General features: G+C 66.5%; 23 protein-coding genes and 1 pseudogene. 9 read left to right on the top strand and 15 right to left on the bottom strand.

Annotated elements, in window-relative coordinates; translation table 11 throughout:
* Window positions 1–145 precede the first annotated feature (145 nt).
* The 6 genes from AGI3411_RS04845 (at window position 146) to AGI3411_RS04820 (ending at window position 7,546) form a co-directional block, all read left to right on the top strand.
* Complete coding sequence (locus AGI3411_RS04845; RefSeq protein ID WP_129526270.1) at window positions 146–1,282, top strand: C45 family autoproteolytic acyltransferase/hydrolase; 1,137 nt, start codon at window positions 146–148, stop codon at window positions 1,280–1,282.
* A 38-nt stretch (window positions 1,283–1,320) separates the two neighbouring features.
* Window positions 1,321–2,886 (top strand): ABC transporter substrate-binding protein, encoded by a 1,566-nt coding sequence (locus tag AGI3411_RS04840; protein WP_129526269.1) that lies wholly within the window; start codon window positions 1,321–1,323, stop codon window positions 2,884–2,886.
* A gap of 389 nt (window positions 2,887–3,275) precedes the next feature.
* Window positions 3,276–4,676 carry an ABC transporter substrate-binding protein gene (locus AGI3411_RS04835; protein ID WP_129526268.1) on the top strand — a complete coding sequence of 467 codons (1,401 nt, stop codon included), beginning with the start codon at window positions 3,276–3,278 and terminating at the stop codon, window positions 4,674–4,676.
* Between the two features lie 44 nt (window positions 4,677–4,720).
* Window positions 4,721–5,755 (top strand): ABC transporter ATP-binding protein, encoded by a 1,035-nt coding sequence (locus AGI3411_RS04830; protein WP_129526267.1) that lies wholly within the window; start codon window positions 4,721–4,723, stop codon window positions 5,753–5,755.
* On the top strand, window positions 5,752–6,690 hold the full coding sequence (locus tag AGI3411_RS04825; RefSeq protein WP_129526266.1) for a carbohydrate ABC transporter permease: 939 nt from the start codon (window positions 5,752–5,754) through the stop codon (window positions 6,688–6,690). The genes AGI3411_RS04830 and AGI3411_RS04825 overlap by 4 nt, the downstream gene beginning before the upstream one ends.
* A 1-nt stretch (window position 6,691) precedes the next feature.
* The gene (locus AGI3411_RS04820) at window positions 6,692–7,546 is read left to right on the top strand and encodes a carbohydrate ABC transporter permease (RefSeq protein ID WP_129526265.1); all 855 of its coding nucleotides are present in this window, start codon (window positions 6,692–6,694) and stop codon (window positions 7,544–7,546) included.
* A gap of 47 nt (window positions 7,547–7,593) precedes the next feature.
* Here the strand turns inward: AGI3411_RS04820 and AGI3411_RS04815 are convergent, their stop codons facing one another.
* The 7 genes from AGI3411_RS04815 to AGI3411_RS04785 form a co-directional block, all read right to left on the bottom strand.
* Entirely contained in the window at window positions 7,594–9,156 is a 1,563-nt protein-coding gene (locus AGI3411_RS04815; RefSeq protein WP_129526264.1) for an ABC transporter substrate-binding protein, read from the bottom strand.
* A gap of 180 nt (window positions 9,157–9,336) precedes the next feature.
* Window positions 9,337–9,957, bottom strand: a complete 621-nt coding sequence (locus AGI3411_RS04810) for a GntR family transcriptional regulator (protein ID WP_129526263.1) — start codon at window positions 9,955–9,957, stop codon at window positions 9,337–9,339.
* A 90-nt stretch (window positions 9,958–10,047) separates the two neighbouring features.
* Window positions 10,048–11,703, bottom strand: coding sequence for an ABC transporter ATP-binding protein (locus AGI3411_RS04805; protein WP_129526262.1), 1,656 nt, complete (start codon window positions 11,701–11,703; stop codon window positions 10,048–10,050).
* Window positions 11,703–12,521, bottom strand: a complete 819-nt coding sequence (locus AGI3411_RS04800) for an ABC transporter permease (RefSeq protein WP_129526261.1) — start codon at window positions 12,519–12,521, stop codon at window positions 11,703–11,705. The genes AGI3411_RS04805 and AGI3411_RS04800 overlap by 1 nt, the downstream gene beginning before the upstream one ends.
* Window positions 12,518–13,462 carry an ABC transporter permease gene (locus tag AGI3411_RS04795; protein ID WP_129526260.1) on the bottom strand — a complete coding sequence of 315 codons (945 nt, stop codon included), beginning with the start codon at window positions 13,460–13,462 and terminating at the stop codon, window positions 12,518–12,520. The genes AGI3411_RS04800 and AGI3411_RS04795 overlap by 4 nt, the downstream gene beginning before the upstream one ends.
* Before the next feature lie 61 nt (window positions 13,463–13,523).
* Window positions 13,524–14,387, bottom strand: a complete 864-nt coding sequence (locus tag AGI3411_RS04790) for an alpha/beta hydrolase family protein (protein ID WP_129526259.1) — start codon at window positions 14,385–14,387, stop codon at window positions 13,524–13,526.
* Between the two features lie 161 nt (window positions 14,388–14,548).
* Window positions 14,549–15,466, bottom strand: coding sequence for a DUF808 domain-containing protein (locus AGI3411_RS04785; RefSeq protein ID WP_129526258.1), 918 nt, complete (start codon window positions 15,464–15,466; stop codon window positions 14,549–14,551).
* A 163-nt stretch (window positions 15,467–15,629) separates the two neighbouring features.
* Between AGI3411_RS04785 and AGI3411_RS04780 the strand changes: the two genes are divergently transcribed.
* Window positions 15,630–15,938, top strand: coding sequence for a DUF1272 domain-containing protein (locus AGI3411_RS04780; RefSeq protein ID WP_129526257.1), 309 nt, complete (start codon window positions 15,630–15,632; stop codon window positions 15,936–15,938).
* Between the two features lie 3 nt (window positions 15,939–15,941).
* Here the strand turns inward: AGI3411_RS04780 and AGI3411_RS04775 are convergent, their stop codons facing one another.
* Together AGI3411_RS04775 and ytfE are read right to left on the bottom strand one after the other, a co-directional pair.
* Complete coding sequence (locus AGI3411_RS04775) at window positions 15,942–16,352, bottom strand: hemerythrin domain-containing protein (RefSeq protein WP_129526256.1); 411 nt, start codon at window positions 16,350–16,352, stop codon at window positions 15,942–15,944.
* Window positions 16,353–16,410: 58 nt separating this feature from the next.
* Window positions 16,411–17,106, bottom strand: a complete 696-nt coding sequence (ytfE, locus tag AGI3411_RS04770; protein ID WP_129526255.1) for an iron-sulfur cluster repair protein YtfE — start codon at window positions 17,104–17,106, stop codon at window positions 16,411–16,413.
* A gap of 152 nt (window positions 17,107–17,258) precedes the next feature.
* Between ytfE and norR the strand changes: the two genes are divergently transcribed.
* Complete coding sequence (norR, locus tag AGI3411_RS04765) at window positions 17,259–18,788, top strand: nitric oxide reductase transcriptional regulator NorR (protein WP_129526254.1); 1,530 nt, start codon at window positions 17,259–17,261, stop codon at window positions 18,786–18,788.
* A 30-nt stretch (window positions 18,789–18,818) separates the two neighbouring features.
* On the opposite strand, the gene AGI3411_RS04760 is transcribed toward norR, so the two are convergent.
* The 4 genes and pseudogenes from AGI3411_RS04760 to AGI3411_RS04750 form a co-directional block, all read right to left on the bottom strand.
* Complete coding sequence (locus AGI3411_RS04760; RefSeq protein ID WP_129526253.1) at window positions 18,819–19,787, bottom strand: tripartite tricarboxylate transporter substrate binding protein; 969 nt, start codon at window positions 19,785–19,787, stop codon at window positions 18,819–18,821.
* A gap of 62 nt (window positions 19,788–19,849) precedes the next feature.
* Window positions 19,850–20,839: an acrylyl-CoA reductase (NADPH) gene (gene acuI, locus AGI3411_RS30325; RefSeq protein WP_244240262.1), complete on the bottom strand. Its 990-nt coding sequence runs from the start codon at window positions 20,837–20,839 to the stop codon at window positions 19,850–19,852.
* Window positions 20,840–20,917: 78 nt separating this feature from the next.
* Window positions 20,918–22,060, bottom strand: a pseudogene (locus AGI3411_RS30320) (acyl-CoA dehydrogenase family protein); the annotation flags it as partial.
* Window positions 22,057–23,298: a CaiB/BaiF CoA transferase family protein gene (locus AGI3411_RS04750; protein ID WP_244240257.1), complete on the bottom strand. Its 1,242-nt coding sequence runs from the start codon at window positions 23,296–23,298 to the stop codon at window positions 22,057–22,059. The gene AGI3411_RS04750 and the pseudogene AGI3411_RS30320, both read right to left, overlap by 4 nt.
* A gap of 123 nt (window positions 23,299–23,421) precedes the next feature.
* On the opposite strand from AGI3411_RS04750, the gene gcvA reads away from it, so the two are divergent.
* Entirely contained in the window at window positions 23,422–24,333 is a 912-nt protein-coding gene (gcvA, locus tag AGI3411_RS04745) for a transcriptional regulator GcvA (RefSeq protein WP_129526251.1), read from the top strand.
* Between the two features lie 13 nt (window positions 24,334–24,346).
* Here gcvA and AGI3411_RS04740 read toward each other — a convergent pair whose 3' ends face one another.
* Window positions 24,347–25,657, bottom strand: coding sequence for an alpha/beta fold hydrolase (locus AGI3411_RS04740; protein WP_129526250.1), 1,311 nt, complete (start codon window positions 25,655–25,657; stop codon window positions 24,347–24,349).
* Window positions 25,654–26,106, bottom strand: coding sequence for a VOC family protein (locus tag AGI3411_RS04735; protein WP_129526249.1), 453 nt, complete (start codon window positions 26,104–26,106; stop codon window positions 25,654–25,656). The genes AGI3411_RS04740 and AGI3411_RS04735 overlap by 4 nt, the downstream gene beginning before the upstream one ends.
* Window positions 26,107–26,121 lie beyond the last annotated feature (15 nt).

The raw sequence follows: 26,121 nt of genomic DNA, 5'->3' as shown, positions 1-26,121 counted from the left end.
CCAGCGGACCGGCGCCGGCGCGCGTGCGCTGGCGCCGGCCCCACTCTGGTAAACCCTGAGCAATATTGGCGCCAAAATAAGCTAACATTTTTTGGCACTCATTTCCCACCTCCGATTCCGCGGCGCGGCGCGCCGCCATCCGTCCATGACCCAGATCACCCAATTTCCCTTCGTATCGGTTTCGGGCTCGCCCGAAGCCCGCGGCCGCTCCTACGGCCAGCAAGCCGCCGACCGCGTGCGCAAGAGCGCCGCGATGTACGGCCAGACGCTGGTCGACCTGGGTTATGACGCCATGGCGCGCACCCAGCTCATCACCAGCTTCGCCCGCGAGATCGAGCACTTCGCCCCGCACTATCTGGAAGAAATGCGCGGCATCGCCGCCGGCGCCGACGTGCCCTTCGAAGACATCGTCATGGTCAATGCGCGCACGGAAGTCATCGCCAAGGCGCGCGCCGAAAAGAAAAAGGCCGCCGAACTGGAGCCGGGCGATGGCTGCACCGGCGCCCTCATCCTGCCCACGCGGTCGGCCAACGGCCGCCTCATCCACGGCCAGAACTGGGACTGGCGCGCCGAGTGCGCCGAGACCGCCATCGTGCTGCGCGTGCGCAACGACAACGGCCCCGACATCCTGACCTTCGTCGAAGCCGGCGGCCTGGCGCGCAGCGGCCTGAACAGCGCCGGCGTTTCCATCACCGCCAACTACCTGGAATCCGACCGCGACTTCCGCCAGCTGGGCGTGCCGCTGTCGCTGATCCGCCGCAAGGTGCTGGAACAGGAGCATTTCGCGCTCGCCATCAAGGCTGTGGCGACCACCCCCAAGTCCTGCTCCAACAACATCATGATCGGCATGGCCGCGGGCTTCGGCGTGGACTATGAATGCACTATCGATGAAGCCTTCCCCCTCTACCCGGGCAGTGACGACCTGATCGTCCACGCCAACCACTGGGTCAGCGAAGTGGCCCTGGGCAAGCTGCGCGACACGGGCCGCGCCAGCACCCCGGAAAGCGCCTACCGCGACTGGCGCGTGCGCCGCCTGCTCAACGAAAAGCCGCAACTGACGCGCGAAGACCTCAAGCGCGCCCTGTTCGACGACTTCGGCACGCCCTATTCCGTATGCCGCCCGCCGCGTCCGGGCAGTCACGACAACCTGTCGGCCACAGTCGCCATGGTCATCATGGAGCCCGCCGCCGGCCTGATGGAAGTCGCGCCGCTGCCCGCCCTGAACCGCAGCTTCACCCGGTACAGCCTGAACGCCGAACCCGAACTGCTGGCCGCCGCCTGAACGGGCGGACGCCGGCGCAACCCGAGGAAGACGTAGCCATGAAACTCCAACTATTGAGCGCCGCGGTTGCGCTGGCGCTGGGCGGGTTGTCCGGCCCGGCGTGGGCGCAGGCCGCCGCGCCGCTGCGCATTTCACTCACGGCCGACATCCGCTCGACCGAGCCCGGCGTCAATCGGGACAGCAACAGCGATGCGGTCGTGCTGCACATCGTCGAGGGCCTGGTCGCCTACGGCGAAGACGCCGAGGTCCGCCCCCTGCTGGCCAAGTCGATCGACATCAGCCCCGACGGCAAGACCTACACCTTCAAACTGCGCGACGACGTGAAGTTCCATAATGGCGCACCGTTGACGTCGGCGGACGTGCTGTGGAGCTGGCAGCACTACACGGCGCCCAAGTCGGGCTGGCGCTGCGCCAGCGAATTCGATGGTCGCGGCACGGTGAAAGTCACCGGCGTGGAAGCGCCGGACGCCCAGACGGTCGTGTACCAACTGGAGAAGCCCAGCGCGCTGTTCCTGGCGTCGCTGGCTCGCACGGACTGCGGCGGCACCGGCATCCTGCACAAGGATTCGGTCAAGGCCGACGGCAGCTGGGACAAGCCCATCGGCACCGGCCCGTTCGCGTTGGCCGAATGGAAACGCGGCGAATACGTGCGCCTGACGAAGTTCGCCGCTTATGCCAATCGCGGCGGCGCGCGCGACGGCTACACGGGATCCAAGCGTCCGCTGGTGGACGAGGTGCGGTTCGTCATCGTTCCCGACGACTCCACCGCCAAGGCCGCGCTGGAGCGCGGCGATATCGACATCATCGAGGACCTGTCCAATAGCGACGTGCCGGTGCTGCAGAAGGCGCCGAACATCAAGGTGGCGTACGCGCCCGTGATGAGCATGACGGCGCTGCTACTGCAGACCAAGGACCCGCTGCTGTCCAATCCGAAGATGCGCCAGGCGCTTGCCCATGCCATCGACTATGCGCAACTGGCCGGGGCGGTGACGGAAGGGCTGGCCCAGCCCAACAATTCCATCGTGCCGCTGGTGTCGCCCTATTACGACGCCGCGCAGAAGCAGGGCTGGAACTACGACGTGGCGCTGTCGCAGAAGCTGCTGCAGGAGGCGGGCTACAAGGGCCAGGAACTGGTGCTGATGACGACCAAGCGCTATCCGCAGTCGTACAACTCGGCCGTGATCCTGCAAGCCATGCTGCAGGCGGCGGGCATCAACGCGCGCCTGTCGGTGGTGGAATGGGCCACGCAACTGGACCGCTACAACGCCGGCACCTACCAGATGATGGCCTTCCCCTACTCCGCGCGTCTAGACGCCGCGCTGAACTATGAGATGGTGACGGGCGACAAGGCGAAGCAGCCGCGCAAGGTCTGGGACAGTCCGGAAGCGCTGAAGCTGATCGGCGCGGCGTCTGTGGATACGGACCACGCCAAGCGGCAGGCGACGTTCGATGCGCTGCATAAGCTGTTCCTGGCGGATGTTCCCAGTATTCCGCTGTACAACGGGCTGGATATCGGGGCGTATCGCGCGGATGTGAAGGGATACCAGCCTTGGGCGGTCAAAAAGCCGCGGGCTTGGGAGGTGGAGCGGGCGGCCGCGCCTTGACGGGGAGCGGTGATGGGGTTGAAGCGACGATGGTTGGAGCTGGGCCGCGGTTGACGTTGTTCATGCGCCTTTTCCAGGCACATGACGAGGGCGGCTTCTCCGATCGGTGTCTGACACCCCAAGACGTGCCCTTCAAACCGCCTCGCCATTCCAAGGGTTTCTGACACTTCCCTGTGGGCGGGTGTCAGACACTGATCGAGGCGGCGTCAGGCGCCGCGTAAATCCTATAACGCCATCGTGGTATTTCTTCCCGGCCGCCTTACATTTAGCCTAAACAGTCTCCCCCCTTTTCGTGTTGGCTACCGTTCGCGAACGGCGCTATCATCGACGACAACGGGCACTCGCCCAAGGAATCAGGACGAATGCCTGTTTTCTCCCAGGAGACAACAATGGCAGACGACTCAGCTCTAAGCGACTGTGCGCCACCCGGCGCCCAGCCCTGCCCTCCCCGTGAGGCGCAACCCCCAAATAGCGGAAGACGCCACCTGATACAGGCCGCCGGCGCCATAGGACTGGCCACAATCGCCGGCCCGCTCTTCATCCGCAACGCACATGCGGCCAAAAATACCCTGAAGATTCTGCAATGGAATCACTTCGTTCCGGCCTATGACGTCTGGTTCGACAAGACCTACGTAAAAGAATGGGGCGAAAAGCACGACACCGACGTCGTGGTCGACCATGTCGGCATTCCCGCGCTCGCCACGCGCGCCGCCGCCGAGGTCTCGGCCCAGCAGGGCCACGACTTGTTCATGTTCCTGTCGCCCCCTCCGGTCTACGAAGACCAGGTCATCGACCATCGCGAGATCTACGAAGAATGCGAACGCAAGCATGGCAAGCCAGTCGATCTGGCGATGCACAGTTCGTACAACCCCAAGACCAAGAAGTACTACGCCTTTTCCGACAGCTTCGTGCCCGACCCCGTCAACTATCGAAAGGACCTATGGGACGACATCGGCATGGCCGCCCCCGACAGTTGGGAAGACGTGCTCGCCGCCGGCACCAAGATCAAGCAAAAGCACAATATCCCCGTCGGCATTGGGCTCTCGTCGGAGCTGGACACGGCCATGGCCATGCGTACCGTACTCTTTGCCTTCGGCGGTTCGGTGCAGGACGAGCGCAGCGCTGTGGTCCTGGATTCCAAACACACCCTGGACGCCGTCAAGTTCGTCAAGACGCTCTATGAAAAGGCCATGACGGCGGAAGTCATGGCCTGGGACGCCTCGTCCAACAACCGCGCCATGCTGGCCGGCTCCATATCGCTGTGCCTGAACGCCATTTCCGTCACCCGCGAGGGCGAGAACAAGAACATCCCGGTCACGCCCAAGATCCAGCTCACGCAGGCCCTGCAAGGCCCGGTGCGCCGCATCGGCATGGAGCACGTCATGGACTGCTACGTGATCTGGAAATTCGCCAAGAACATCAATGGCGCGAAGCAGTTCCTGGTGGACTACATCGACGACTTCCGCAACGGTTTCCTCAATAGCCAGTTCTACAACTTCCCGTGCTTCCCCAGCACCGTGCCGGATCTGGAAAAGCTCATCGGCAACGACCCCAAGGCGCAACCGCCTGACAAATACACCGTCCTTGGGAAGCTGATGAACCAGGCGACGAACGTGGGCTATCCGGGATACGCCAATGCGGCAACCGACGAGATCTTCAACACCTGGGTGCTGAACACCATGTTCGCCAAGGCGGCCTCCGGCAGCGCTTCGCCCGAGGACGCCATCAAGGAGGCCTCCGCCACCTGCAAGCGCATTTTCGAGAAGTGGCGCGCGAAGGGAATGGTCTGAAGTCCGGCCCCCGGCGCAACTCCGCGGCTTTCCTGGAAAGAAAAATGGCAACAGTGGAAACCAGAGCATTGATCAAGCGCTTCGACAGCGGCACCAATGCCGTGGACGGAATCGATCTTTCCGTGCGCGAGGGCGAATTCATGGTTCTGCTCGGCCCGTCAGGCTCGGGCAAAACCACGCTGCTGCGCATGATCGCGGGCCTGGAACAACCGACGTCGGGCGATATCCTGCTCGACGGCCAGGTCATCACCGGCCTGCCGCCCCGGGCCCGCAACATGGCCATGGTGTTCCAGAGCTACGCGCTCTATCCGCACCTGAACGTTTTTCGCAACATCGCCTTTCCCCTGCGCGCGCAAGGCATGGCCCGCGGATCGATACAGGAAAAAGTCGACTGGGCGGCCAAGATGTTCGGCATCTCGGCACTGCTGCAGCGCAAACCGCGCCAGCTGTCCGGCGGGGAGCGCCAACGGGTGGCGCTTGCGCGAGCGGTGGTGCGCGAGCCCGTGGTGTTCCTGCTTGACGAGCCGCTGTCCAACCTGGACGCCAAACTGCGCATTTCGGCGCGCGACGAACTGCAGCAGTTCCAGCGGCACCTCGAAACCACCACCATCTACGTCACCCACGACCAGGTCGAGGCCCTGGCCCTGGGCGACCGCATCGTCGTCCTGGACCACGGGAGCATCCACCAGATCGGCACCCCGCAAGAAGTCTACGAACGTCCTGCCGACACCTTCGTGGCAACCTTCATCGGGGCGCCTCCCATGAACCTCGTTCAGCGCCAGGGCCAGCCTACCCTGGGCTTTCGCCCGGAACACTTCCTGCCGCAAGCCGCCTACAACGACACAAGCCAACTGCGGCGCTTTCCCTTTCATATCCTGCGCGTCGAAAACCTGGGCTCGAACCACCTGGTGTACGGCGAACTGCTGCCCCCGATGCCGCCCGTCAAGGCGATTGCGCGAATTCCCAGCACCGTCGAGGTCGTTCTGGAACGCGGCGCCACGTCGGAATTCGCGATCAAGGAGCATCGCCTGCATGCGTTCGACCCGGATACGGGTCTGCGCCTGGATACCACGCCATGAGTCCCGCTCGCGTCCCGACTGAACTCCGCCCCGGCCGCGCCCGTTCCGCGCGACTGGCCGACAACGATGGCGCTCTTGGCGGCTGGCTGCTCGCGCCGGCAGTCATCTACATCGTTCTGCTGGTGGCTTTTCCCTTCCTGCTGTCGATGTACTACAGCGTGTCGGACGCCACCGTGGGCAATACGACGTTGCATTTCGTCGGCCTGGAGAACTTCGAACGGATTGTCCGCAGCAGCACGTTCTGGCGCTCGATGCGCAATACGTTCTTGTTCACCTTGGTCTCGCAGATCCTGGTGGTCGTTCTTGCCAAGATACTGGCCATGGCGCTCTATAAGGATTTTCGCGGCAAGTGGCTCGTGCGGCTGCTGATCCTGCTGCCCTGGGTAGCCCCCATTTCGCTGGGAACCATCGGTTGGCTCTGGATCTTCGACCCCGTCTACAGCATCATCAACTGGTCATTGCGGGCCCTGTCGCTGCTTCCGGCCAATACCTGGCCGATCTGGCTGGGCCAGCCCGACCTGGCCATGATGTCCATCATCATCGTGGACGTCTGGCGTCTGCTGCCGCTGGCGACGGTCATCATCCTGGCTGGGCTTGCCGGGATTCCGCAGGATATCCACGACGCCGCGCAAATGGATGGCGCGGGCTTCTGGCGCCATCTTTTCCTGATCAATATCCCACTGGTCATGCCGATCATGCTGGTGGCGCTGCTGTTCGGCATTGTCTTCACCTTCACGGACATGATCATCGTCTATGTCTTGACGCGAGGCGGACCTTTCGACACGACCCAGGTCCTGGCCAGCCTGGCCTTCTTCACGGGCGTCCCCGGGGGCGACCTGGCCGAAGGCGCCGCCATCTCGCTGTTTCTTTTCCCCCTGCTGGTCGCGGTGGTCATCGTCCTGCTGACCATTGCCAGGCGCACCGAGGTGACCTGAAATGAACGCCGCAGCATTTGTCTGGAAACGCCGGGCCGCCGGGGTCGGCCACGTAGTGCTGGTCGCCGCCTTCGTGATCTTCACGGCATTCCCCTTCTACTGGATGTTCATCACCACGTTCAAGACCACGCTCGATCTTGTGGACACCCATAACAACCCTTTCCTGTTCAACCGTCCCCCCACGCTGGAGAACCTGCGTGTGCTGTTCTTCGACACCCAGTACGGACTGTGGTTGTGGAACACGCTGCAGGTCGGGATCGTCGTGGTAATCATCACCTTGCTGCTGGCCGTACCGGCCGGCTACAGCCTGGCGCGGCTTTCGGGACGATGGGGCCGCCAGTTGGCCATCGCCATTTTCCTGACCTACCTGATTCCGCCCACCATCCTGTTCATTCCGTTCTCGCGGATCGTGGGCGAGCTGGGCTTGCAGGATTCGCTGTGGTCGCTGGCGCTGGTGTACCCCAGCTTCACCGTTCCCTTCTGCACCTGGCTGATGATGGGCTTCTTCAAGGCCATACCGCACGACATCGAAGAGGCGGCCATGATGGACGGCTTGAGCCGCTTCGGCGCCTTTGTCAAAGTCGTCGTGCCGCTTTCGTCTGCAGGAATCATGACCGTCGTCATCTTCACGTTGACGCTGGTCATGCAGGAGTTCATCTACGGGCTGACCTTCATCACGAGCTCGTCCCAATACACCGTGAGCGTGGGGGTGCCTACTTTCCTGGTCCGGGGCGACGTTTACTTCTGGGGATCGCTGATGGGCGCCTGCCTGATCGTCAGCGTGCCCATCGCCATTCTGTACAACTTTTTTCTCGACCGCTTCGTGGCGGGCTTCACCGTGGGCGCCATCAAATGATCGGGCGGCGCCGGATATCCCGTATCCAGCGCCCGGCACCATTCTCCCTATTTCCCGCCGGCCACCTTGGTCTCCCACACGCGCGGCTTGCCCTCCCATACGGAAAAGCCCTGCACCCGCTTGCTGTGCGCCCAGGCATCCGCCCCGTTGTACAGCACCAGCAGCGGCGTCTGTTCCAGCATCAGAGCGTGCAATTGGTCGAACAGGGCCTGGCGCTTGGCGGGGTCCGATTCCAGGAAACTCTCGTCGATCAGCTTCTGCGCGGCAGGGTCGTCCCAGACCTTGCGCGGCTGCTTCGCCTTGTCGCCGGCGAACTGCTCGAAGCTCAGCGCCGGATCCAGGCGCGACGAGTAGGTGAAGGAGCTGATCTGGTACTTGCCGGTGTTGTAGCGGTCCAGCTGCGTGGCCCATTCCAGCACTTCGATCTTGGCGTTGATCCCCACGGCCTGCATCATGGCCTGCGCCATCACTGCCACCTGGTAGCTCGGCACGTGGGCGCGCTTGTTGGCGTAGATGACGATGGGTTCGCCCTTGTAGCCGGCTTCCTTCAGCAATTGCTGCGCGCGCGCCGGATCGTACTGGTACGTGCGCTTTTCGGCGTTCTGGTAGTAGGCGGAGCCGGCGTAGACGGCGGAATTGTTCAGCTGGCCCAGCCCTTCCGAGGCGGCGGCCACGACTTGCGGGATGTCCAGCGATGCTGCGATCGCCTGGCGCAGCTTCACGTTCTTCAGCACCGGATCCTGCGTCTGGAACAGCAGCGTGTGCTTGGTGGCGTCATGCGGACCGAACACGGTCAGGTTCGGCGCGCTCTTCAGCTCGTTGAAATCGGTGCTCGTGATCTGGCCGGCGTCGATGGCGCCCGACATCATGCCCGCCTTCGAGGTGGACGGGTCCGGCACGACGAGAAATTTCACCTCGTCCACCAGCGGGCGCTTAGATCCGACATAGCCGTCCGGCTTGTCGCCGGGCGGCGAGACATAGTCCTTGAATGCGGACAGCAGCGTGTATTCGCCCCGCTTCCACTCCTTGAGCGTGAACGGGCCCGTGCCCACCGGCTTCACCCAGGAACCGTCGACTGCGACCGAATCCTTGGAAAGAATGGCGGTCATACCGCAGTCGGTGCGCGCCAGCGAATCCAGGAAGACGGCCGACTTGCGGTCCAGCTTCATGACCACGGTCTGCGCGTCGGGCGCGGACACGTCCGTCACCTTCAGCCCGTTGCGGCCGTCGAAGTCGCTGCGGCAGCGCCAGTCCGTCTTCGGATCCATGTAGCGCTGCCAGCTCCAGAGCACGTCCGCCGAGGTCAGCGCGGCGCCATTGTGGAACTTGACGCCTTCGCGCAGCTTAAAGGTGTAGGTCAGGCCGTCTTCCGACAGGTCCACCGACTTGGCCAGCAAGGGGCCCACGGTGCCGTTCTCGCGGTAACCGACGAGCCCTTCGACGATGTTGAGCACCACGCCGTCGGTTGTGTTGTCGCGGTTGACGCCGGGGTTGGTCGAGCGGATATCAGCCGGCTGGGCGACGGTCAGCAGTTCGGCCTGGGCCGAACCGGCGGCGGCGGCCAATGCCAGGCTGAGCGCGAGCGCTCTGGGAACGAAAACGTGGTGCATGAAAAACTCCCCGGGGCGTGCGGCGCAAAATTCACGCATATATTGGCGCCAAAATTAGCTAGCAATTATGGACGCTCTGCTGGCGGCCGCCATACGGGGTATCCCTGAAACGGCGCCCCGAATGCATCGAGGCGGCGTCCTTTCCAGGAGAGCCGCCTCGATGGCTGGGGGAAATAACGTTCAGGAAATGTCTTGGCCGACGTGGGCCGCGATGATTTTCTGCAACCGTTTCACATCTCGCGCTTCCAGCGCGTCCACCATATCGAAGTGCTCGCGCGCGGATGTTTCGATACGCGAGCGCGTCACCCATTCCTTGGCCGGCGCGGCGGGCCCGCGGGCGCGGGTTTCCTGGATCAGCGCGGCCAATTCGCGGTTGCGGCACATGTCGTACATGCCGGCGTGGAAGGCCAGGTTGACCTCGTACTGTTCCAGCAGCGTGCCGTCCTGGAGCAGCTCGGCGAACCGCTCGGCCAGGGTGCGCAGCGCGCGGACCTTGGCGGCGGTGACGTTGGGCATCAGGTCCGCCGCCGCGCCGGTTTCCAGCAGGATGCGGATGTCCCGGATCTGCAGGTGCAGATCCGGATCCATGGCATACACGTGGTAGCCCCGGTTCGGAATATGCGCAATCAGCCGCTTCGCGGCCAATTGGTCTAGCGCCCGCCGCACGTCCAGGCGCTTGGCCTCGTAACGTTCCTGCAGGTCGATCTGTTTCAACCAGGCGCCGGGACCATATACGCCCGCTCGGATATCATGGGCAATACGATCAACCAGGCCGGGCCGTGTCGCCGCCGCTTTCGGCATGAACCCCTCCCGTCAATCAAATCCGAAGCGCGTATTTTAGGGGCAAGTGGGCGCCGCGCCAGCACGCCGGCGCGGCGCCGTCCCCAGGGCCTACGCCGTGGCCCGCAGGGATTCCTGCCCTTCCAGCCGCCAGCGCAGACGGACCCCGCCGGTCTCGGTGGACTCCAGCGCCGGAATCGCCGACAGCAGGCTGCGGGTGTAGTCCTCCCGCGGCTGGTCGAACACCTCGTCCCGGGAGCCCTGCTCCACGATGCCGCCGTCGCACATCACCACCACGCGGTCGGCCACCTGCTCCACCACGCCCAGGTCGTGGCTGATGAACAGGCAGGAGAATCCGTGGCGTTCCTGCAGGTCGGCGAACAGGTCCAGTACCTGTGCCCGCACCGTCACGTCCAACGCGGAAACCGGCTCGTCGGCAATCACGAAAGCGGGCCGCCGCACCACTGCGCGGGCGATCGCCACTCGCTGGCGCTGCCCGCCGGACAATTCATGCGGGAAGCGCTTGGCATATTCAGACCCCAGGCCTACCTCCGCCAGCACCTCGTCCACGCGGCGGCGCTTGTCGGCCGCCGGCATGTCGACCAGCATGCGCAGGCCCTCGCCCACCAGTTGTCCGATAGTCATGCGCGGATCCAGCGAGGAGTACGGGTCCTGGAACACCATCTGGCAATTCAACCGGTAGTCGCGCCAGGCGGGCGAGCGGCGGTCTACCGCCTGGTTCCGGAACAGGATCCGGCCCGAGGTGGGCGTCAGGAGCCCCGCGATGGCCCGGCCCAGCGTCGTCTTGCCCGAACCGGAGCCGCCCACCACCGCGACCACTTCACGCGGTTTTACGTGCAGGTCGATGCCGTTCAGCGCGCGTTTGGCCCCTGTGCGCGAAAACAGCCGCTGGTGGCCCGCGTAGTCCACGACCAGATTCTTGACCTCGACGATGGGCGCTTCCTTCGTCTGCGGACGCGCCGGCAGCCGGCGCGGCATGGCGTCGAGCAGCTTGCGGGTGTACGGGTGCTGCGGCCGCTCCAGGATGCCGGCCGTGGTGCCGGTCTCCAGTACCTTGCCGTGCTGCATCACTACCATGCGTTCGGTGTAACGCGCCACCATGGGCAGATCGTGGCTGATCATCAGCACGGCCGTATGGTGTTCGCGGGTCAGGTCCACCATCAGCTCCAGCACGTCGCGCTGCACCACGGCATCCAGCGCCGTGGTGGGCTCGTCCGCGATCAGGAGAGCGGGCTCCAGCAGCATCACCGAGGCCAGCATCATGCGCTGGCGCATGCCGCCCGAGAACTCGTGCGGCCATGCCTCTATCGCCCCCTTGGGGTCGCGGATCCCCACGCGCCGCAGCATATCCAGGATGCGTTCGCGGCGCGCGGCGGCCGTCAGATCCTTGCGGTGCAGCTTCAGGCCTTCATCCAGCTGGCGCCCGATGGGCATGGATGGGTTCAGCGACGTCATGGGTTCCTGGAACACCATGCCGATGCGCGCCCCGCGTAGCTTGCGCAACGCGGCCGGGCTCGCCTTCGTCACGTCCGTGCCCTCGAACAGGATGGACCCGCCGGCCACGACCAGCGGCTGCGGGGTCAACCCCATGATGGCGCGCGCCGCCTGAGTCTTGCCGCTGCCGGATTCGCCGACGATGCCGACCATCTCGCCCGGCGCCACCTCGAAGGACACGCCGCCGACGATCTCGCGTCCGCCCGCGCCGACCGTCAAAGACAGATTCGATACGGATACCAGTGCGCTCATTACACGCCCCTCATGCGGGGATCGAAGCGGTCTCGCACCGCGTCGCCCAGCAGGTTGATCCCCAGCAGCGCGAGCGCGATGGCCAGGCCGGGAAGAATGGAAAGATAGGAAGCCTGCGCCATGAACGGCCGCGCCGCCGCGAGCATGTTGCCCCAGGTGGGCGCGGGCGGCGGCACGCCCAGGCCCAGGAAGGACAGCGCGCTTTCCGCCAGGATCACCCAGCCGAACATGGACGTGGCCAGCACCGTCAGCGGCGCCACACAATTGGGCAGCACATGGCGGAACATGGTGTAGAGCTCGGAATTGCCCAGCACGCGGGAAGACTCGATGAACTCTTTCTCGCGCAGGGACAGCACCGTGCCGCGCACGATGCGCGTCACCGAAGGCGTGTAGGCCAGGCCCAGCGCCAGGATGATGCCGTACTTGTTCGCGCCCACCACGGCCAGCAGACCCAGCGCCAGCAGCAGGCCTGGAAAGGCCAGCAGCGCATTGTTGAAGGCCATGATGATGCGGTCGGTCCAGCCCCGCACGAAACCCGTCAGGGTGCCGATGGCCGTGCCCGCCACGATGGCGAAGGTCACGGTCAGGAGGCTGATCCAGACGCTGCTGGACGCTCCCGCCAGCAGGCGGGACAGTTCGTCGCGGCCGAACTCGTCCGTGCCCAGCAGGAAATCCCCGCCGGGCGGCCGCAGGCGCGCCGCGAAGTTGATCTTGAGCGGGTCGTGTGGCGTCCAGAAGGCGCCCATGATCGCCGCGACGATCATCAGGGCCACGATCGCGCCGCCCAATAGCGCGTTGGCCGGGATTCGCTTTTTCATTCGGCGGTCACTCTCGGGTCGAAGATGGGATAGCAGAGGTCGATGAGCAGGTTCACGATCACGTAGACCACGCCCACGAACAGCAGGCAGCCCTGGATAACGGGATAGTCGCGGGCGAAGATCGAATCCACCAGCAAGCGGCCCAGCCCGGGAATCGTGAACACGGTCTCCACGACCGCGATGCCGCCCAGCAGATTGCCCAGCACCAGGCCGATCAGCGTCCAGGTGGGGCCGAAGGCGTTGCGGAAGGCGTGGCGCATCAGCACGGCCGATTCGGACAGGCCCTTGGCGCGCGCGTGGGTGATGTAGTCCAGCCGCAGGACCTCTAGCGTGCTGGCCCGCGCCATGCGCATCAGCACGCCGATCTCGTGCAGGAACAGCGTGACGATGGGCATGACCAGATACAGCAGGCCGGCCTTCCAGTCATCGCCGATGGATACGTAGCCCACCACCGGCAGCCATTGCAGCTTCAAGCCGAAAAAGATCAGCAGCAGCAGGCCCAGCCAGAAGGTCGGGATGGACACCAATAGCGTGGCCGAGCCCACCAGGAACAGGTCCGGCGCCTTGTTCTGCTTCCAGGCCGCGATCATGCCGGCCGGCACCGCCACCAGCGCGGCGAACAGCACCGCCACCAGCACCACGCGGCCGCTGATCAGGAAGCGGTCCCACACCAGCGGCAGCACGGGCTGGCCGGTGTTGATGGACGCGCCCAGGTCGCCGTGCAGCATGTTGCCGAACCAGATTCCGAACTGGGCCGCCCAGGTCTGGTCCAGGCCCAGCTTAGCCCGCAGGTCCGCCAGCGCGGCCGGCGTGGCCAAGTCGCCCAGCAGCAGCTGGGCCGGGTCGCCGGGAATGAGCCGAATCATCACGAACACGGCCACCGCCACGATCAGCAGCGTGGGCACCGCCATGACGATACGGGATAGCGCGAAACGCAGCATGGCCCTCTCCTATTGCCCCGCGCGCGCGCATCCGCGCCGCGCGCTCTTCACGATTCCGGTGTTACGCATTGCGCAGCCTGGCCAGCGCCGCGGCCAGGAAATCCTGGACCTGGCCAACGCATTTCAGGCCGTCATGCGGCACGTTGTCCACCATGTCCAGCGTCACATCCACGCCCGCCGCCTCGAACGAACGGCGCAGCGATTCCAGGCGTTCCGGACGGTTCTTGCCGGCGGAGTTGGCACCCGGCATGAAAAACTTGCCGCCTTCGCGGTGGGTGATTTCCCAGGTTTCCAGGTCCGCCTTGCCAACGATCATGTGCACGGCCACCTTGCGCAGGGCGTCCACGTCGATGCGCTTGCCATAGCGGGCTTCCACGTCGCGCACGCCCACCCACCAGTCCTGGTCCGGGTCCAGCAGCGTCACCGAGCCCGGCGCGCCGATCGACACGGCCCACAGGCTTTCCGGATGCAACAGCGCAAAGCGGTTCACGAACTGGCCGCCGCCCGAATAGCCGAACAGGGCGAACTGCTTGAAATCGCGGCCGAATTTCTCGCCCACCTCCGCCACCATGTCCAGCAGGACCTGGTCATAGCGGATGTCGCCTTCGCGCAGTTGCTTGAAGCCGTCGCGGTTGCCGTCGCCCAACGGGCTGACGGGGAACAGCGGGCACAGCACGATGCAATCGTTCCAGCGGGCGAATTCCGCGAACGCGTCGCGATATTCCACGAAGGCCCGGCCCGTGCCGTGCATGATCACGACCAGTTCCATCGGATGTTTGGCCGCGTCGATGTGCGGCGGCACGTACATGCAATAGGAAAAGCGCGGATCGGTACGCGCGGCGAAGACGGTGCTGTGGCCCAGGTCGTAGATGGCCCGGGCGCGGTCGGCGTCGGGTTGGATGGCGAGTGCTGCGTCGGACTGCATGATTTCCTCGTTTCCATGGCCGCTTGGGCGCGCCATGGTCTATGCCGGTGGTCGAAACAATGATTACCTAAATTGGCGCCAATTTTAGGCGTCAGTAGTCCGGCACAACAAGGCAGGGGATTCCCTAGGAAAGCGGCGCGCGCCCCAGGGCGCGCTGGGCGTCAGCGCTTTCCGAACAGCCGCTTGGCCAGACCGACCGCCCCCAGCACCACGGCCCCGGCGACGATGCCGAACAGGGCGTTGAGCAGGGTGGACACCAGCGCCGGGATCACGCTGCCCTCGCCCACCGCGGCGGCGGCGTGTTCGATCAGGGCATGCACGGGCGCGATTCCGTGCGTCAGGATGGCGCCGCCGACCATGAACATGGCGGCGGTACCCACCACGGAGAGCGTCTTCATCAGATAGGGCGCGGCGCCCACGATGCGGCCGCCCAGCCAGGCCAGCGCCCGCGAGGACTTGCGGCTGAGGTACAGGCCCAGGTCATCCAGCTTGACGATGCCGGCCACCAGGCCATAGACGCCGATCGTCATCGCGACGGCGATGATGGACAGCACCAGGACCTGGCGCGTGAAATCGGCACCCGCCACCGCCCCCAGGCTGATGACGATGATTTCCGCCGACAGGATGAAGTCGGTGCGCACCGCCCCCTTGATCTTGGACCGTTCGAAGGCGACCATGTCGACGGCCCGGTCCTGCAGGGCTTCGGAAAGCGCCGCGTGGTGGCCTTCCGGCGAATCGCCGTGCGACAGGTATTTATGAGCCAGTTTCTCGACGCCTTCGTAGCAGAGGAACGCGCCGCCGAGCATCAGGAGCGGCGTGATCGCCCAGGGCGCGAAAGCGCTGATGAGCAGCGCCGCCGGCACCAGGATCAGCTTGTTGATGAAGGAGCCCTTGGCGACCGCCCAGACCACCGCCAGCTCGCGATTGACGGGCACGCCGGTGACCTGCTGCGCATTCAGCGCCAGGTCGTCGCCCAGGACCCCCGCGGTTTTCTTGGCGGCCACCTTGGTCATGACGGACACATCGTCCAGGATGGTGGCGATGTCGTCGAACAATGCAAAGAAACTGCTTCCGGCCATCAAAAATCCCCTGTCGCCCCGTAAGGTTTCCCGAGTTTACAGGCGGCCGGGGCCGGATATGCGTCCCGCGCATGGCCGTTTTCATTCCTTTTGTGTCCGGATCTGCATGGCCCTCCGGCCCGCAAGCGCCTACCCTGGAATCCCACCGTCCCAGGAGTCCACCATGCTCGCCCTGCGCCCCACTTGCGAACACTGCGACACCGCGCTGCCGCCGGCATCCGCCAAGGCCAGGATATGCAGCTTTGAATGCACCTTCTGCGCCGATTGCGCGGAAGGCCTGCTGGGCAATGCCTGCCCCAACTGCGGCGGCGGCTTCACGCCCCGTCCCGTGCGGCCGGCCAGCGACCGCAAGGGCGGAAACTACCTGGGCCGGTACCCGGCCAGCACGGAGCGCAAGCACCGCCCCGTCGACCTGGCCGCCCATGCAAGCCTGCTGCGCAGCCTGGAGGGCATCCCTCCCGAGGAACGCTAGGCGCTACATCGCCTCGATGCGGGGATAGAGATCGCGGTTTTCGCGCTGCATGCGTTCGTGGACGCGACGCAGCACGATATTGGCGTCCGCCCGGAAACCCGCTTCGTCCCGTTCCAGGCTGCCCGCATTGTTCCAGCGGCGGGCGAAGTCCTCGTAGCTGCGCGCGATCTCGTCCATTTCATCCTGGAAGGCGCGGCTGGTGCGGGCCAGGTCCGCGTCGGCGCTGCGGGCCACGGCGGGATACAAGGCCCTGTCCTCTACGGCCAGGTGCAGCTTGATCGTCGCGCTGATGGACACTATGCCACGCGCGATCTCGGCCGCGTTGCGGACCACGCCCGCATGCGCCAGCCGGCGCAGCGAAGCGATGCCCTGCAGGATATCTACGTGTTGCTGTTTGAATTTGTCGATGTTCATGCCGGATTCCCTCGGGCCCGGCGGGGCCGATCGCCCCGCCCCCACGCTTTCGTCGTCTTCAGCCCACCGTCCGTTGCATGGCGGGCGGCTCGGCCGGGCCGGCGGCGTTTTCAAACAGGATGTTGTTCTCCAGGTGTATGTGCGCCATCAGGTCTTCCTTGAAGGTCCGGATGCCCAGGTACAGCGCCCGCCAGGTATTGCAGGCGGCGCGCGGCAAGGTCACGCCGTTGGTCAGGGCAAGCAGCCGCTCCAGCGCCACGCCGTGGTCGTCGTGCTCCATGCGCATGACCCGGATGGGCATGGTCGCCATGGCGCCGTGCCCACGCGCCAGCATCGGAAACAACACCTGCTCCTCTTTCTGCATATGGCTTTCCAGCTCCTGCTGCATGACGCGCAGGTGGTCCGCCAGGCCGGTCGGGCAGTCCGGGCTGTCGGCATGCACCTGCTCCACTTTCAGCGCCAGCCGGATCAGCTCGGGCAGCTGCTGGCGGTGCACCTCGTGATAGCGCTCCAGGATGTGATCGATCAGCTCCGCCGGCGAGGCCAAGCCCCAGTCCGTTTCGGGGGAGGCATTCTGCGCCAGCGCGATCAGGCGGGCTTCGATCTGCGCCGCGTCCAGCGAACGCTGGGCCGCCGCTTCGGCCAGGCTTTTCTTGCCGCCGCAGCAGAAATCCAGTTCGTATTCATGAAAAACCTGAGTGGCGCCAGGAATGCTGCGGGCCAACTGTCCCAGGGATTGCTCGACCATGCTCATCGTCTTCTCCATTGATCGTGACGGGTACCTGGATAAAAGCGAAAACCGTGCCAGGAAAAAGTTGTGATTTATCAATCATCTGCAAATTAAAGGGTGAATATCACCCCAAACGGATGGGGTTGTATTCACCGTCAAGCGGTAAAATTCACCCCATGCAAAACCTCCTGCTCGCCGATCTGGTCGTCGACCTTCCCCCCGCCGTCCGCCTCCAGCGGCTGCTTTCCAGCCTGCGCGCGCACTTCCGCTGCGGCGCCGTGGCGCTCCTGCAGCTGGAAGAAGACCACCTGCGTCCCGTCGCGGTGGACGGCCTGACGCAGGACGCGCTGGGGCGCCGCTTCGCCGTGCAACATCATCCGAGGCTGGCGGCCATCCTCGCGCGGCGCGGCGTCACCTGCTTTCATCACGACAGCACCTTGCCCGATCCGTACGACGGGCTGATCAACGGCATGGCGGGCGAACCGCTGCCCGTGCACGACTGCATGGGCACTAGCCTGCACATCGAGGGGCGGCCCTGGGGCGTGCTGACCCTGGACGCGCTGGAGGTCGGCACTTTCGACGCGGAGGCCCAATCCGATCTGCGCGACTACATCGTGGTGCTGGAAGCCGCGCTGCGGACCACGCGGCTGGAAGCCGAGATCCGGGCGCTGCGCGTGGCGCGCGGCGCGGAACCGACCGACAGCGCCGCCCCCGACAGCAACGAGATCCTCGGCCAGAGCGAATCCATCGGCCGCCTGCTGCACGAGATCGAAGTGGTCGCGGATTCCGAACTGCCCATCCTGCTGCTGGGCGAAACCGGCGTGGGCAAGGAGCTGTTCGCGCACCGCGTGCACCGTCTTTCGCGCCGCCGCGACAAGCCCCTGGTGCACGTGAATTGCGCCGCCCTGCCCGAGTCCCTGGCCGAAAGCGAACTGTTTGGCCACGCCAAGGGCGCGTTCTCGGGAGCGGTCACCGACCGCCCGGGCCGCTTCGAGGCCGCCAACGGCGGCACGCTGTTCCTGGACGAAGTGGGAGAGTTGCCTCTACTGGTGCAGGCCAAGCTGCTGCGCACCTTGCAGAACGGCGAAATCCAGCGGCTGGGCGACGACCGCCCGCGCAGGGTGGACGTGCGCATCGTGGCCGCCACCAACCGCAGCCTGCGCGACCTGGTGCGCGCGGGGGACTTCCGCGCCGATCTCTATCACCGCCTGTCCGTCTACCCGATCCCGATCCCGCCGCTGCGCGATCGCGGCAACGACGTGCTGCTGCTGGCCGGACGCTACCTGGAGCTGAACCGCGCGCGCCTGGGGCTGCGCAGCCTGAGGCTGTCGCCCGAGGCCGAGGAAATGCTGCGCCGCTACCGCTGGCCCGGCAACGTGCGCGAACTGGAGCACGTCATCAGCCGCGCCGCCATCAAGGCCGTCAGCCACGGCGCCAGCCGCAACGAAATCGTTACGCTGAGCGCCAAGCTGCTGGACCTGTCCGACGGCGACATGGAGGTGGCCGGGCCCGATGAAGACATCGATATGCCCGAACCCGCAGGCCCCACTCTGGCGCTGCGCGACGCGGTGGATGCCTGCCAGCGCCAGGCGATCCGCCGCGCGCTGGCGGCGCACCAGGGCAACTGGGCCGTCGCCGCACGCGCCCTGGAGGTCGACCCCAGCAACCTGCACAAGCTGGCAAGGCGGCTGGGGCTCAAGGGCTGAAACGGCGGCGGGCGGCGGCATGGACGGGGATCACTCGATCTTGATCCCCGTATCGCGTATGAGCTTGTCCCAGCGCTGCGATTCGGCCTGCACGCGCTGCTGGAACTCCTCGGGCGAGCTGGAGACGATGTTGAAGCCGCCCTGCTCCATGCTGTTCTTGACCTGAGGCGTTGCCAGCGTGTCGCGCAGAGCCTGCTGCACACGCTGGCGCACGTCGGGCGGCAAGCCCGCCGGCGCCAGCATGCCGACCCATGAATAGGCTTCGAAGCCCGGCACCAGCTCGGCGATGGGCGGAACGTCCGGCAATGCGGGCGCCGGCTTCGCCGATCCGATGGCCAGCGCATTCAGCCGCCCGCCCTGCACGAAGCCGACGATGGTGGGCAGGCTGGCGATCACCACGTCCACCTCGCCGCCCAGGATCGCATTGAACATCGGTCCGCCCCCGCGGTAGGGCACGTGCGTCACCTTGATGTCCGTGCGGGCGGCGAGCGCCGCCAGGTTGAGGTGATTGGAGCCGCCCACGCCGGACGAGCCGTAGTTCACCTGCCCCGGATGCGCGCGCGCATAGTCCAGGAACTGCTGCAAGGTGGTGATGCCGGTTTTCTTGGCCGTCAGCAGCACCGCGGGCATGGTGCCGATCAGGCTGATGTAGTCGAACGACTTGATCGTGTCGTATTGCAGGTTCTTGTAAAGCGAACCATTGACCGCGTGCGAATCGAAGGCCAGCATCAGCGTATAACCATCGGCGGGCGCGCGCGCCAATTCCGCCGTGCCGATGGTGCCGGACGCGCCGCCCTTGTTGTCCACCACCACCGTCTGCCCCAGTTTCTGCGACAGCACCGGCGCGATATTGCGCGCCACGTAGTCCACCGAACCGCCCGGCGGGAACGGCACGATCAACCTCACCGGCCTGTCCGGATACCCCTGTCCCCATGCCGCTCCGGCGGCAGCGCAAAGCGCCGCCGCAGCGATGACGGAACGCCATCGTTGCTTCATCATGCCCAGTCTCCTTTGGTGGTATGCGGGCCGCTATGCTGCGGCCCTCTTCGGTTCGGCGGCCGCTATCGATTCACGTCGACGACAATGCGGCCTCGTATCCTGCCCTCCAGCAGCGGCACGGCGGCCGCGGCGATCTCCGACAGCCCCAGCTCGCGCGTGTTGGCTTCCAGCATGCCTTGGGGCAGTTCCTCGGCCAGCCTGCGCCAGGCCTCCGCGCGCAGCCCCATGGGCGCGTAGACGCTGTCCACGCCGATCAGCGCGACGCCGCGCAGGATGAACGGCGCCACCGTCGCGGGCAGGTCCATGCCCTGGGCAAGCCCGCAGGCCGCCACCGGCGCGCCGTAGCGCATGCCTGCCAGCACATTGGCCAGCGTGTGGCTGCCGACGCAATCGACCGCCGCCGCCCACGCCTCCTTCTGCAGCGGCTTGCCCGGACCCGACAGCGTGGCGCGGTCCAGGATGCCGCTGGCGCCGAGACCGCGCAGGTAGTCCGCCTCCTGCGGACGCCCGGTGCTGGCCGTGACCGTGTAGCCCTTGCCCGCCAGCAGCGCGATGGCGACCGTGCCGACGCCGCCGTTGGCCCCGGTGACCAGCACCGGCCCGCCCTCGGGCGTAGCGTTGTGGCGTTCCAGCGCCATCACGCAAAGCATGGCGGTATAGCCGGCCGTGCCGATGGCCATGGCCCGGCGCGCGTCCATGTCCGCGGGCAGGCGCAGCAGCCAGTCGGCAGGCACGCGCGCGGCCTGCGCCAGGCCGCCCCAGCGGGTTTCGCCCAAGCCCCAGCCGTTGAGCAGCACGGCGTCGCCCGGCTTGAAGCGCGGATCGGCGCTGTGGCGCACCGTGCCCGCGAAATCGATGCCCGGCACCATGGGAAAACTACGCACCACGGGCGACTTGCCGGTGATCGCCAGCGCATCCTTGTAGTTCAGCGACGAATACGCCACGTCCACCAGCACCTCGCCATCGGGAAGCTCGTCCTCGGCGATCCGCTCCAGCCGCGCCTGCGTGGCGCCATCCTCTCCCCGCGTCAATTTCAATGCCCGGTACGGCATTCCCCTCTCCCCATCAGCAGTGGCGCCCGGCGCGGTGGCCTGCGGCGCCGTGGCGAACCGCGCGGCCAGTCCCGCCGCGATGCGCTCGTTCATCATTTCCGTGGTTCCGTCTGCGAAGCACAGCGCCTTGGCCGCCAGCAGCCGCCGCGCCATGCCCTGCGCAGGCAGCAATCCGCCCGCGCCCAGGACCTGCACGCAGGCGGACACGGCATCCAGGCATTCCTCTCCGGCGTATTTCTTGGCCATGGCGGCCGCGGCCACGGCCTCGTCGGATCCCGCGTCGATCAGGCCCGCGGCGCGGTCCGCCAGCATCCGCAGTATCTGCAGACGCATCGACACGTCCGCGAGAGACCAGCGCAAGCCCTGCTGCTCGATGATCGGGCGGCCGAAAGCCTGCCGCGTCGAAGCGTGGCGCACCGCAAGCCGCAGCGCGCCGTCGAGCAGGCCCGCGGCCATCGCGGCGATATGCGTGCGCGCCTTGTTCACGCCGGCCAGCGCCATGGAGAATCCCTGGCCCGGCGCGTAAAGCACGTCGCTGTCCTCGGCCCGATAGCCCGTCAGGCGGATGCCGGCGATGCCCGCCGCGCCCAGCCCTTCGAGCGGCGCGCCCGCCACCCGCTCGCATTGCGGCGCCCGCAGGTCGACGATGAAGCAGGCAATGCCCGCCGGTCCGCGCGCCGGATCCGTCTGCGCGAACACCAGCGCCACTTCGCCGCCCGCGGCGTTGGCCACCCAGGCCTTCTCGCCGTCCAGGATCCAGCCCCCTCCCTCGCCGCGCCGAGCCCGCGTGGCGATGGCGGCGAAATCGCTGCCGGCGCGCGGTTCCGACATCGCGGTGCCTCCTATGAGCTCTCCCGCCAGCAGGCCCGGCAAATAGCGCGCGCGCGCCGCCGCGCTGCCGTGCTCGGCGATGCGCAGCGCCACGTTGTGCTGGTTGATGAAGGCGAAGGCGAAGGCGAAGTCCGCCGCCGCCAGGGTTTCCGCCACCCTGGCGCGCATGCGGTAGGGCAGGCCCAGCCCACCCTCGCCCGCCGGGACCTCGATCCCGGCATAGCCCCGCCGGCACGCCTGCCGGATCAGGTCGCCGGCCCAGGGCTGTTCGCCGCAGCCCGCGGCCGCCAGGGGCCCCAGCTCGCCACGCGCGAATTCCGCCACGCCGCGCAACAGCGCGCGCGCGTCCTCGCCCAGCCCGGCGTCGCGATCGTCCTGGACGGCGTTCATCGCGCCGCTCCCGCCAGCGCGGCGTCCGTCCGGATCACCCCCGCCTCCCGCAGGGCGGCCAGCCTGTCGTCGCCATAGCCCGCCATGCCGCGCAGCAGCGCCTCCGTGTCCTCGCCCAGCGCGGGCGGGTAGCCCAGTTGCGGCTGGCCGGCAAACTTGAAGGGGTTGCCCAGCATGCGCACGGGCTCGCCGCCTTGCGGCCGGGCCACGGGCTCCACCATGCCGCGCGACGCGGCCAGCGGATGCGCCAGCGCCTCGTCCACGCCCAGCACCAGCGCGGCGGGCACCCGCCGGGCCTCGAAGATATCCAGCCATTCCTGCGCAGTGCGCCGGCCGATGGCGCCGGCCAGGTCCTCGGTCAGGGCCTCCACGTTGGCGACCCGCGCCGCAGGCGTGGCATAGCGGGCGTCCGCGGCCAGCCCGGGCAGCCCGATGGCGGCGCACAGGGCCTGCCAGAACGCGTCGCCTGTCGGCGCCAGCGCGATCCAGCGCCCGTCCGACGTGCGGTAGATATCGCTGGGCGCGATCATGGCGTGCCGCGCGCCGCTGGCGCGCGGCGCCGGACCTCCCTGCAGATAGCCCTGCGCCTGCCAGGTCAGCATGGCCATCTGCGCGTCGAACAGCGACACTTGGACGCGCTCTCCGATACCGGTGGCCTGCGCCTGCGCCAGACCCGCCGCCACTCCCAACGCCAGATAAAGCCCGCCCGCCAGATCCGCCACCTGGTAGCCCACGCGCACCGGCTTGCCGCCGGCCTCGCCCGTTATGCTCATCAGGCCGGACATGGCCTGCAGCATCAGGTCGAACGCCGGCGCGCCGGCATAGGGCCCCTGGTCGTCCAGCCCGATCAGCTGGCCGACCACGATACGAGGGTTGATCGCGGCCAGGGTCGCGTGATCCAGGCCCAGCCGCGCCGGCACATCGGAGGCAAAACCGTAGATCACCGCATCAGCTTCCCGCACCAGGTCCTGGAAGGCCTGTCGGCCCAGGGGGTGTTTCAGGTCCAGCGCCACGCTGCGTTTTCCCCGGTTCACCGACAGGAAGAACGGCGAATCCTGCGCATCGGACACCGGGGGCACCGAACGGGCATAGTCGCCGCCCACCGGCTCCACCTTGACGACCTCGGCGCCCAATTGCGCCAGCAGCTGGCCGGCGAACGGCCCGCCCAACACCCACGTCAGATCCAGTATGACCTTGCCCTGCAGCATGCCCGCCGCCCTCCAGTGAGTAAAATTCACAATTCTTCCAGGCACGGCCTCCACCCCGCGATTTCCGGCCTGCATTCGTTGGGCGTATTCCAGCATGGCGTACGCGCCGAAGCCAGGCATCATTTTTCGCGACTGCTGTGAGGAAAATTCACAATGAAACCCAGACTCCCGCCGTTGACATCCATTCGCGCCTTCGAATCCGCCGGCCGCCAGCTGAGCTTCACGCAGGCCGCGGACGAGCTGTCCGTCACGCATGGCGCGATCAGCCATCAGATCAAGGCGCTGGAAGACTGGCTGGGCGTGAAGCTGTTCCGGCGCCTCGGCAAGAGGATCGAGCTCACGGACCAGGGGCGCCTGTACCTGGACACCATCAGCCCGGCGCTCAACGCCATCGCCTCGGCCTCGCGCAGCCTGCGCTCGCGGGAGGTGCTGCGCGTCAATGCCCTTCCCACTTTCACCATGCGCTGGCTGTTCCCCCGGCTGGCGCGATTCCGCGAGCAGTACCCGGAAGTGGAAGTGGAGATATCCACCGGGCTGGAACCCTTTCGCCTCCTGCCCTCGAACCTGGACGTGGTGATCCGGCGCGAGGCCGAGCCCACGCCCGGCCTCTACAAGCGCCGCGTGCTGAACGAGAGCTTTTTCCCCGTATGCGCCCCCGGCCTTCTGCAACGGCTGCCGCTTGCCCGCATCACCGATCTGTCGCGCCACACGTTCCTGCACTGCCGCGCGCGGCGCAGCGCCTGGAGCGACTGGCTCGCCAGCGTCCAGCACAGCCGCGTCGTGCCGGCCGAATCATTGGAGCTGGAACATCTGTACTTCGCGTTGCAGGCCGCGCTCGACGGACTGGGCATGACCATCGGCTATTCGTCGCTGGTGGCCAGCGATATCGAGGACGGGCGGCTGGTGGCGCCGTTCGGGCCGCTGACCGTCCAGTCGCCCGGCTACTTCATCATCATCCGCGAAGAGAGGCGCCACGATCCCCTGCTGAAGACGTTCTGCGACTGGCTGATGGTCGAGGGCGAGCGTTTCAACAAGCATATGGAAACGCTGGTGCCGGGCGGATGAACCGGCCCGCGGCTCAGCGCCGCGTCGACATGCTCTCCAGCACGATATCCGCGACCAGTTTTCCGGCCTCCCATTGCGGCATGTGGCCCGCATCGGGCAGCAGGTGCAGCGCCGTGCGGGGCGGCGCGTTCAAGGCGTGTCGCCATGGAATGATCGTGTCCCTCCGGCCGTGGATGATGGTGCAGCGGCACGACGCGCTTTCCAGGTCCGGACCTATGTGCAGCTGCTGCACGCCGTTCCAGCCGGCCGAGCGGCACAGCTCGACCAGAGCCTCGCGGCGAGCCTGCGTGCCCTGGCGCAGCGCGTCGATGAAAGCCGCCGACGGCGTCATGCCCGAGACCGTGAGCTTCGTCAGTTCGCGCTGCACGGCTTCATTGGTGGAGGCGTGCGTCATGCCGGTGAGGAAACTCTGGTCGATCTCGGTGCCCAGCCCCAGCGGTGCGATCAGCACCAGGGCTTCCGCGCCGACGCCAGGCCGCGACACCACCCTGGCCGCGACCGCCGCCCCGAACGAATGGCCCACCAACGTCACCGGCCCGCCGCAATGGGATGCAATGGCGTCAGCCACCGTGTCGACGACGTCCTCGAAGCCCGTAGCCTGCGAACGCGTCTGGCCGTGGCAAGGCAGGTCCATCGCCAGCACGCGCAGGCCAGCCCTGCTGAGCGCATGCGCCAGGCTGGCCCAGGTATCTCGGTCGCCGAACATGCCGTGGACGAGCACGACCGTCGGGCCGCCGGGACGAGCCTCGGCCTCCCATAGGCTCAGACGCATGTCCCCGTGGCGCGTCGCTGCCCAGGCTTCGCGCACATTCGCCTGTCCGCCGTCGCGGGCCTGCGTCCGTGCCTGCCCGATGTCGGCCACGGTCACTCTGCCGTTCGGACCGGACCCTTGGACCGCGTCCAGCGCGATGCCGCGTTCGGCCGCCACGCGTCGCGCCGCGGGCGTGGCGAATTTGCGCTCGCCCGCAGGCGCTGCCTGGGCGGCTTGCGGCGGCCGGGACGCCGGCGCGGAAGCCGCCTCGGCTCGGCCCGCGGAAGCGGTGAGTGGCGCGGCCTTGCTCTCCTGGGCAGGCGCTTCGCCCTCCACCCGAATCCTGGCGATGACCGTATCCGCGTTCACCACGCCATCGACGGCCACGACGTGCTCAACCATGACTCCGTCTTCATGCGCGGGCACCTCGATGATGGACTTGTCGGTCTCGATCTCGACCAGCACGTCCCCCGACTTGAACGCTTGGCCCGGCGGCACGATCCAGGCGACCAGGCGGGCGGCGTCCAGCGCCTCCCCCGTCGGCGGGACGACCATGTCTAGCATTCTGGTCATGCTGTTTCCTTCATGAACTGGATGAACTCCGTAATGGCGCCTTCAGGCTCCATCAGATAGAACACCTTGGTGCGCCCCTGCCGCATCACGCGCGGGGACGACACGCTTTCATATCCCGCGCGGCTCGCCTGCTCGAACACCGCGTCCACATCCTCGACCTCGAACGCCATGTGGCTGTAGCCGAAGTCGCATTGCCGGCGCGGACGCTTGTCGCCGTCCGGCTCGTAGTACTTGAATAATTCGATCCGGTGCGCGCCATGGCGCAGCATCGCCCAGCGTATGGTCGCCCCGGGCAGTCCCACCACCTCGCCCAGCGCGGGTTCCGAGCGGTGGTCCATCTCCCCTTCCAGCTCGAAGCCCAGGAAATCCGTGTAGAAATTCCGGGCCCGCTCGAAATCGTTGACGCAGATGGCGGTATGGTGCGTGGCTAGCAATCTATCTTTCAGCATTGGTCTATCTCCCCG

Origin of the sequence: Achromobacter agilis, assembly GCF_900496965.1 — a bacterium.
Lineage (GTDB): Bacteria > Pseudomonadota > Gammaproteobacteria > Burkholderiales > Burkholderiaceae_B > Achromobacter > Achromobacter agilis.
The sequence above is the reverse complement of the archived record's forward strand: the minus strand, read 5'-3'. Positions and strand labels throughout refer to the sequence as shown.

Bases quoted from the DNA above. Each gene is read 5' to 3' on its own strand.
- AGI3411_RS04810 (WP_129526263.1), bottom strand. From the start codon at position 9,957: ATGCCGAAAGCGGCGGCGACACGGCCCGGCCTGGTTGATCGTATTGCC.
- AGI3411_RS04785 (WP_129526258.1), bottom strand. From the start codon at position 15,466: ATGGCCGGAAGCAGTTTCTTTGCATTGTTCGACGACATCGCCACCATC.
- AGI3411_RS04780 (WP_129526257.1), top strand. From the start codon at position 15,630: ATGCTCGCCCTGCGCCCCACTTGCGAACACTGCGACACCGCGCTGCCG.
- AGI3411_RS04805 (WP_129526262.1), bottom strand. From the start codon at position 11,703: ATGAGCGCACTGGTATCCGTATCGAATCTGTCTTTGACGGTCGGCGCG.
- AGI3411_RS04800 (WP_129526261.1), bottom strand. From the start codon at position 12,521: ATGAAAAAGCGAATCCCGGCCAACGCGCTATTGGGCGGCGCGATCGTG.
- AGI3411_RS04820 (WP_129526265.1), top strand. From the start codon at position 6,692: ATGAACGCCGCAGCATTTGTCTGGAAACGCCGGGCCGCCGGGGTCGGC.
- norR (WP_129526254.1), top strand. From the start codon at position 17,259: ATGCAAAACCTCCTGCTCGCCGATCTGGTCGTCGACCTTCCCCCCGCC.
- AGI3411_RS04815 (WP_129526264.1), bottom strand. From the start codon at position 9,156: ATGCACCACGTTTTCGTTCCCAGAGCGCTCGCGCTCAGCCTGGCATTG.
- ytfE (WP_129526255.1), bottom strand. From the start codon at position 17,106: ATGAGCATGGTCGAGCAATCCCTGGGACAGTTGGCCCGCAGCATTCCT.
- AGI3411_RS04740 (WP_129526250.1), bottom strand. From the start codon at position 25,657: ATGACCAGAATGCTAGACATGGTCGTCCCGCCGACGGGGGAGGCGCTG.
- AGI3411_RS04735 (WP_129526249.1), bottom strand. From the start codon at position 26,106: ATGCTGAAAGATAGATTGCTAGCCACGCACCATACCGCCATCTGCGTC.
- AGI3411_RS04835 (WP_129526268.1), top strand. From the start codon at position 3,276: ATGGCAGACGACTCAGCTCTAAGCGACTGTGCGCCACCCGGCGCCCAG.
- AGI3411_RS04845 (WP_129526270.1), top strand. From the start codon at position 146: ATGACCCAGATCACCCAATTTCCCTTCGTATCGGTTTCGGGCTCGCCC.
- AGI3411_RS04760 (WP_129526253.1), bottom strand. From the start codon at position 19,787: ATGATGAAGCAACGATGGCGTTCCGTCATCGCTGCGGCGGCGCTTTGC.
- AGI3411_RS04775 (WP_129526256.1), bottom strand. From the start codon at position 16,352: ATGAACATCGACAAATTCAAACAGCAACACGTAGATATCCTGCAGGGC.
- gcvA (WP_129526251.1), top strand. From the start codon at position 23,422: ATGAAACCCAGACTCCCGCCGTTGACATCCATTCGCGCCTTCGAATCC.
- AGI3411_RS04830 (WP_129526267.1), top strand. From the start codon at position 4,721: ATGGCAACAGTGGAAACCAGAGCATTGATCAAGCGCTTCGACAGCGGC.
- AGI3411_RS04840 (WP_129526269.1), top strand. From the start codon at position 1,321: ATGAAACTCCAACTATTGAGCGCCGCGGTTGCGCTGGCGCTGGGCGGG.
- AGI3411_RS04790 (WP_129526259.1), bottom strand. From the start codon at position 14,387: ATGCAGTCCGACGCAGCACTCGCCATCCAACCCGACGCCGACCGCGCC.
- AGI3411_RS04795 (WP_129526260.1), bottom strand. From the start codon at position 13,462: ATGCTGCGTTTCGCGCTATCCCGTATCGTCATGGCGGTGCCCACGCTG.
- acuI (WP_244240262.1), bottom strand. From the start codon at position 20,839: ATGCCGTACCGGGCATTGAAATTGACGCGGGGAGAGGATGGCGCCACG.
- AGI3411_RS04825 (WP_129526266.1), top strand. From the start codon at position 5,752: ATGAGTCCCGCTCGCGTCCCGACTGAACTCCGCCCCGGCCGCGCCCGT.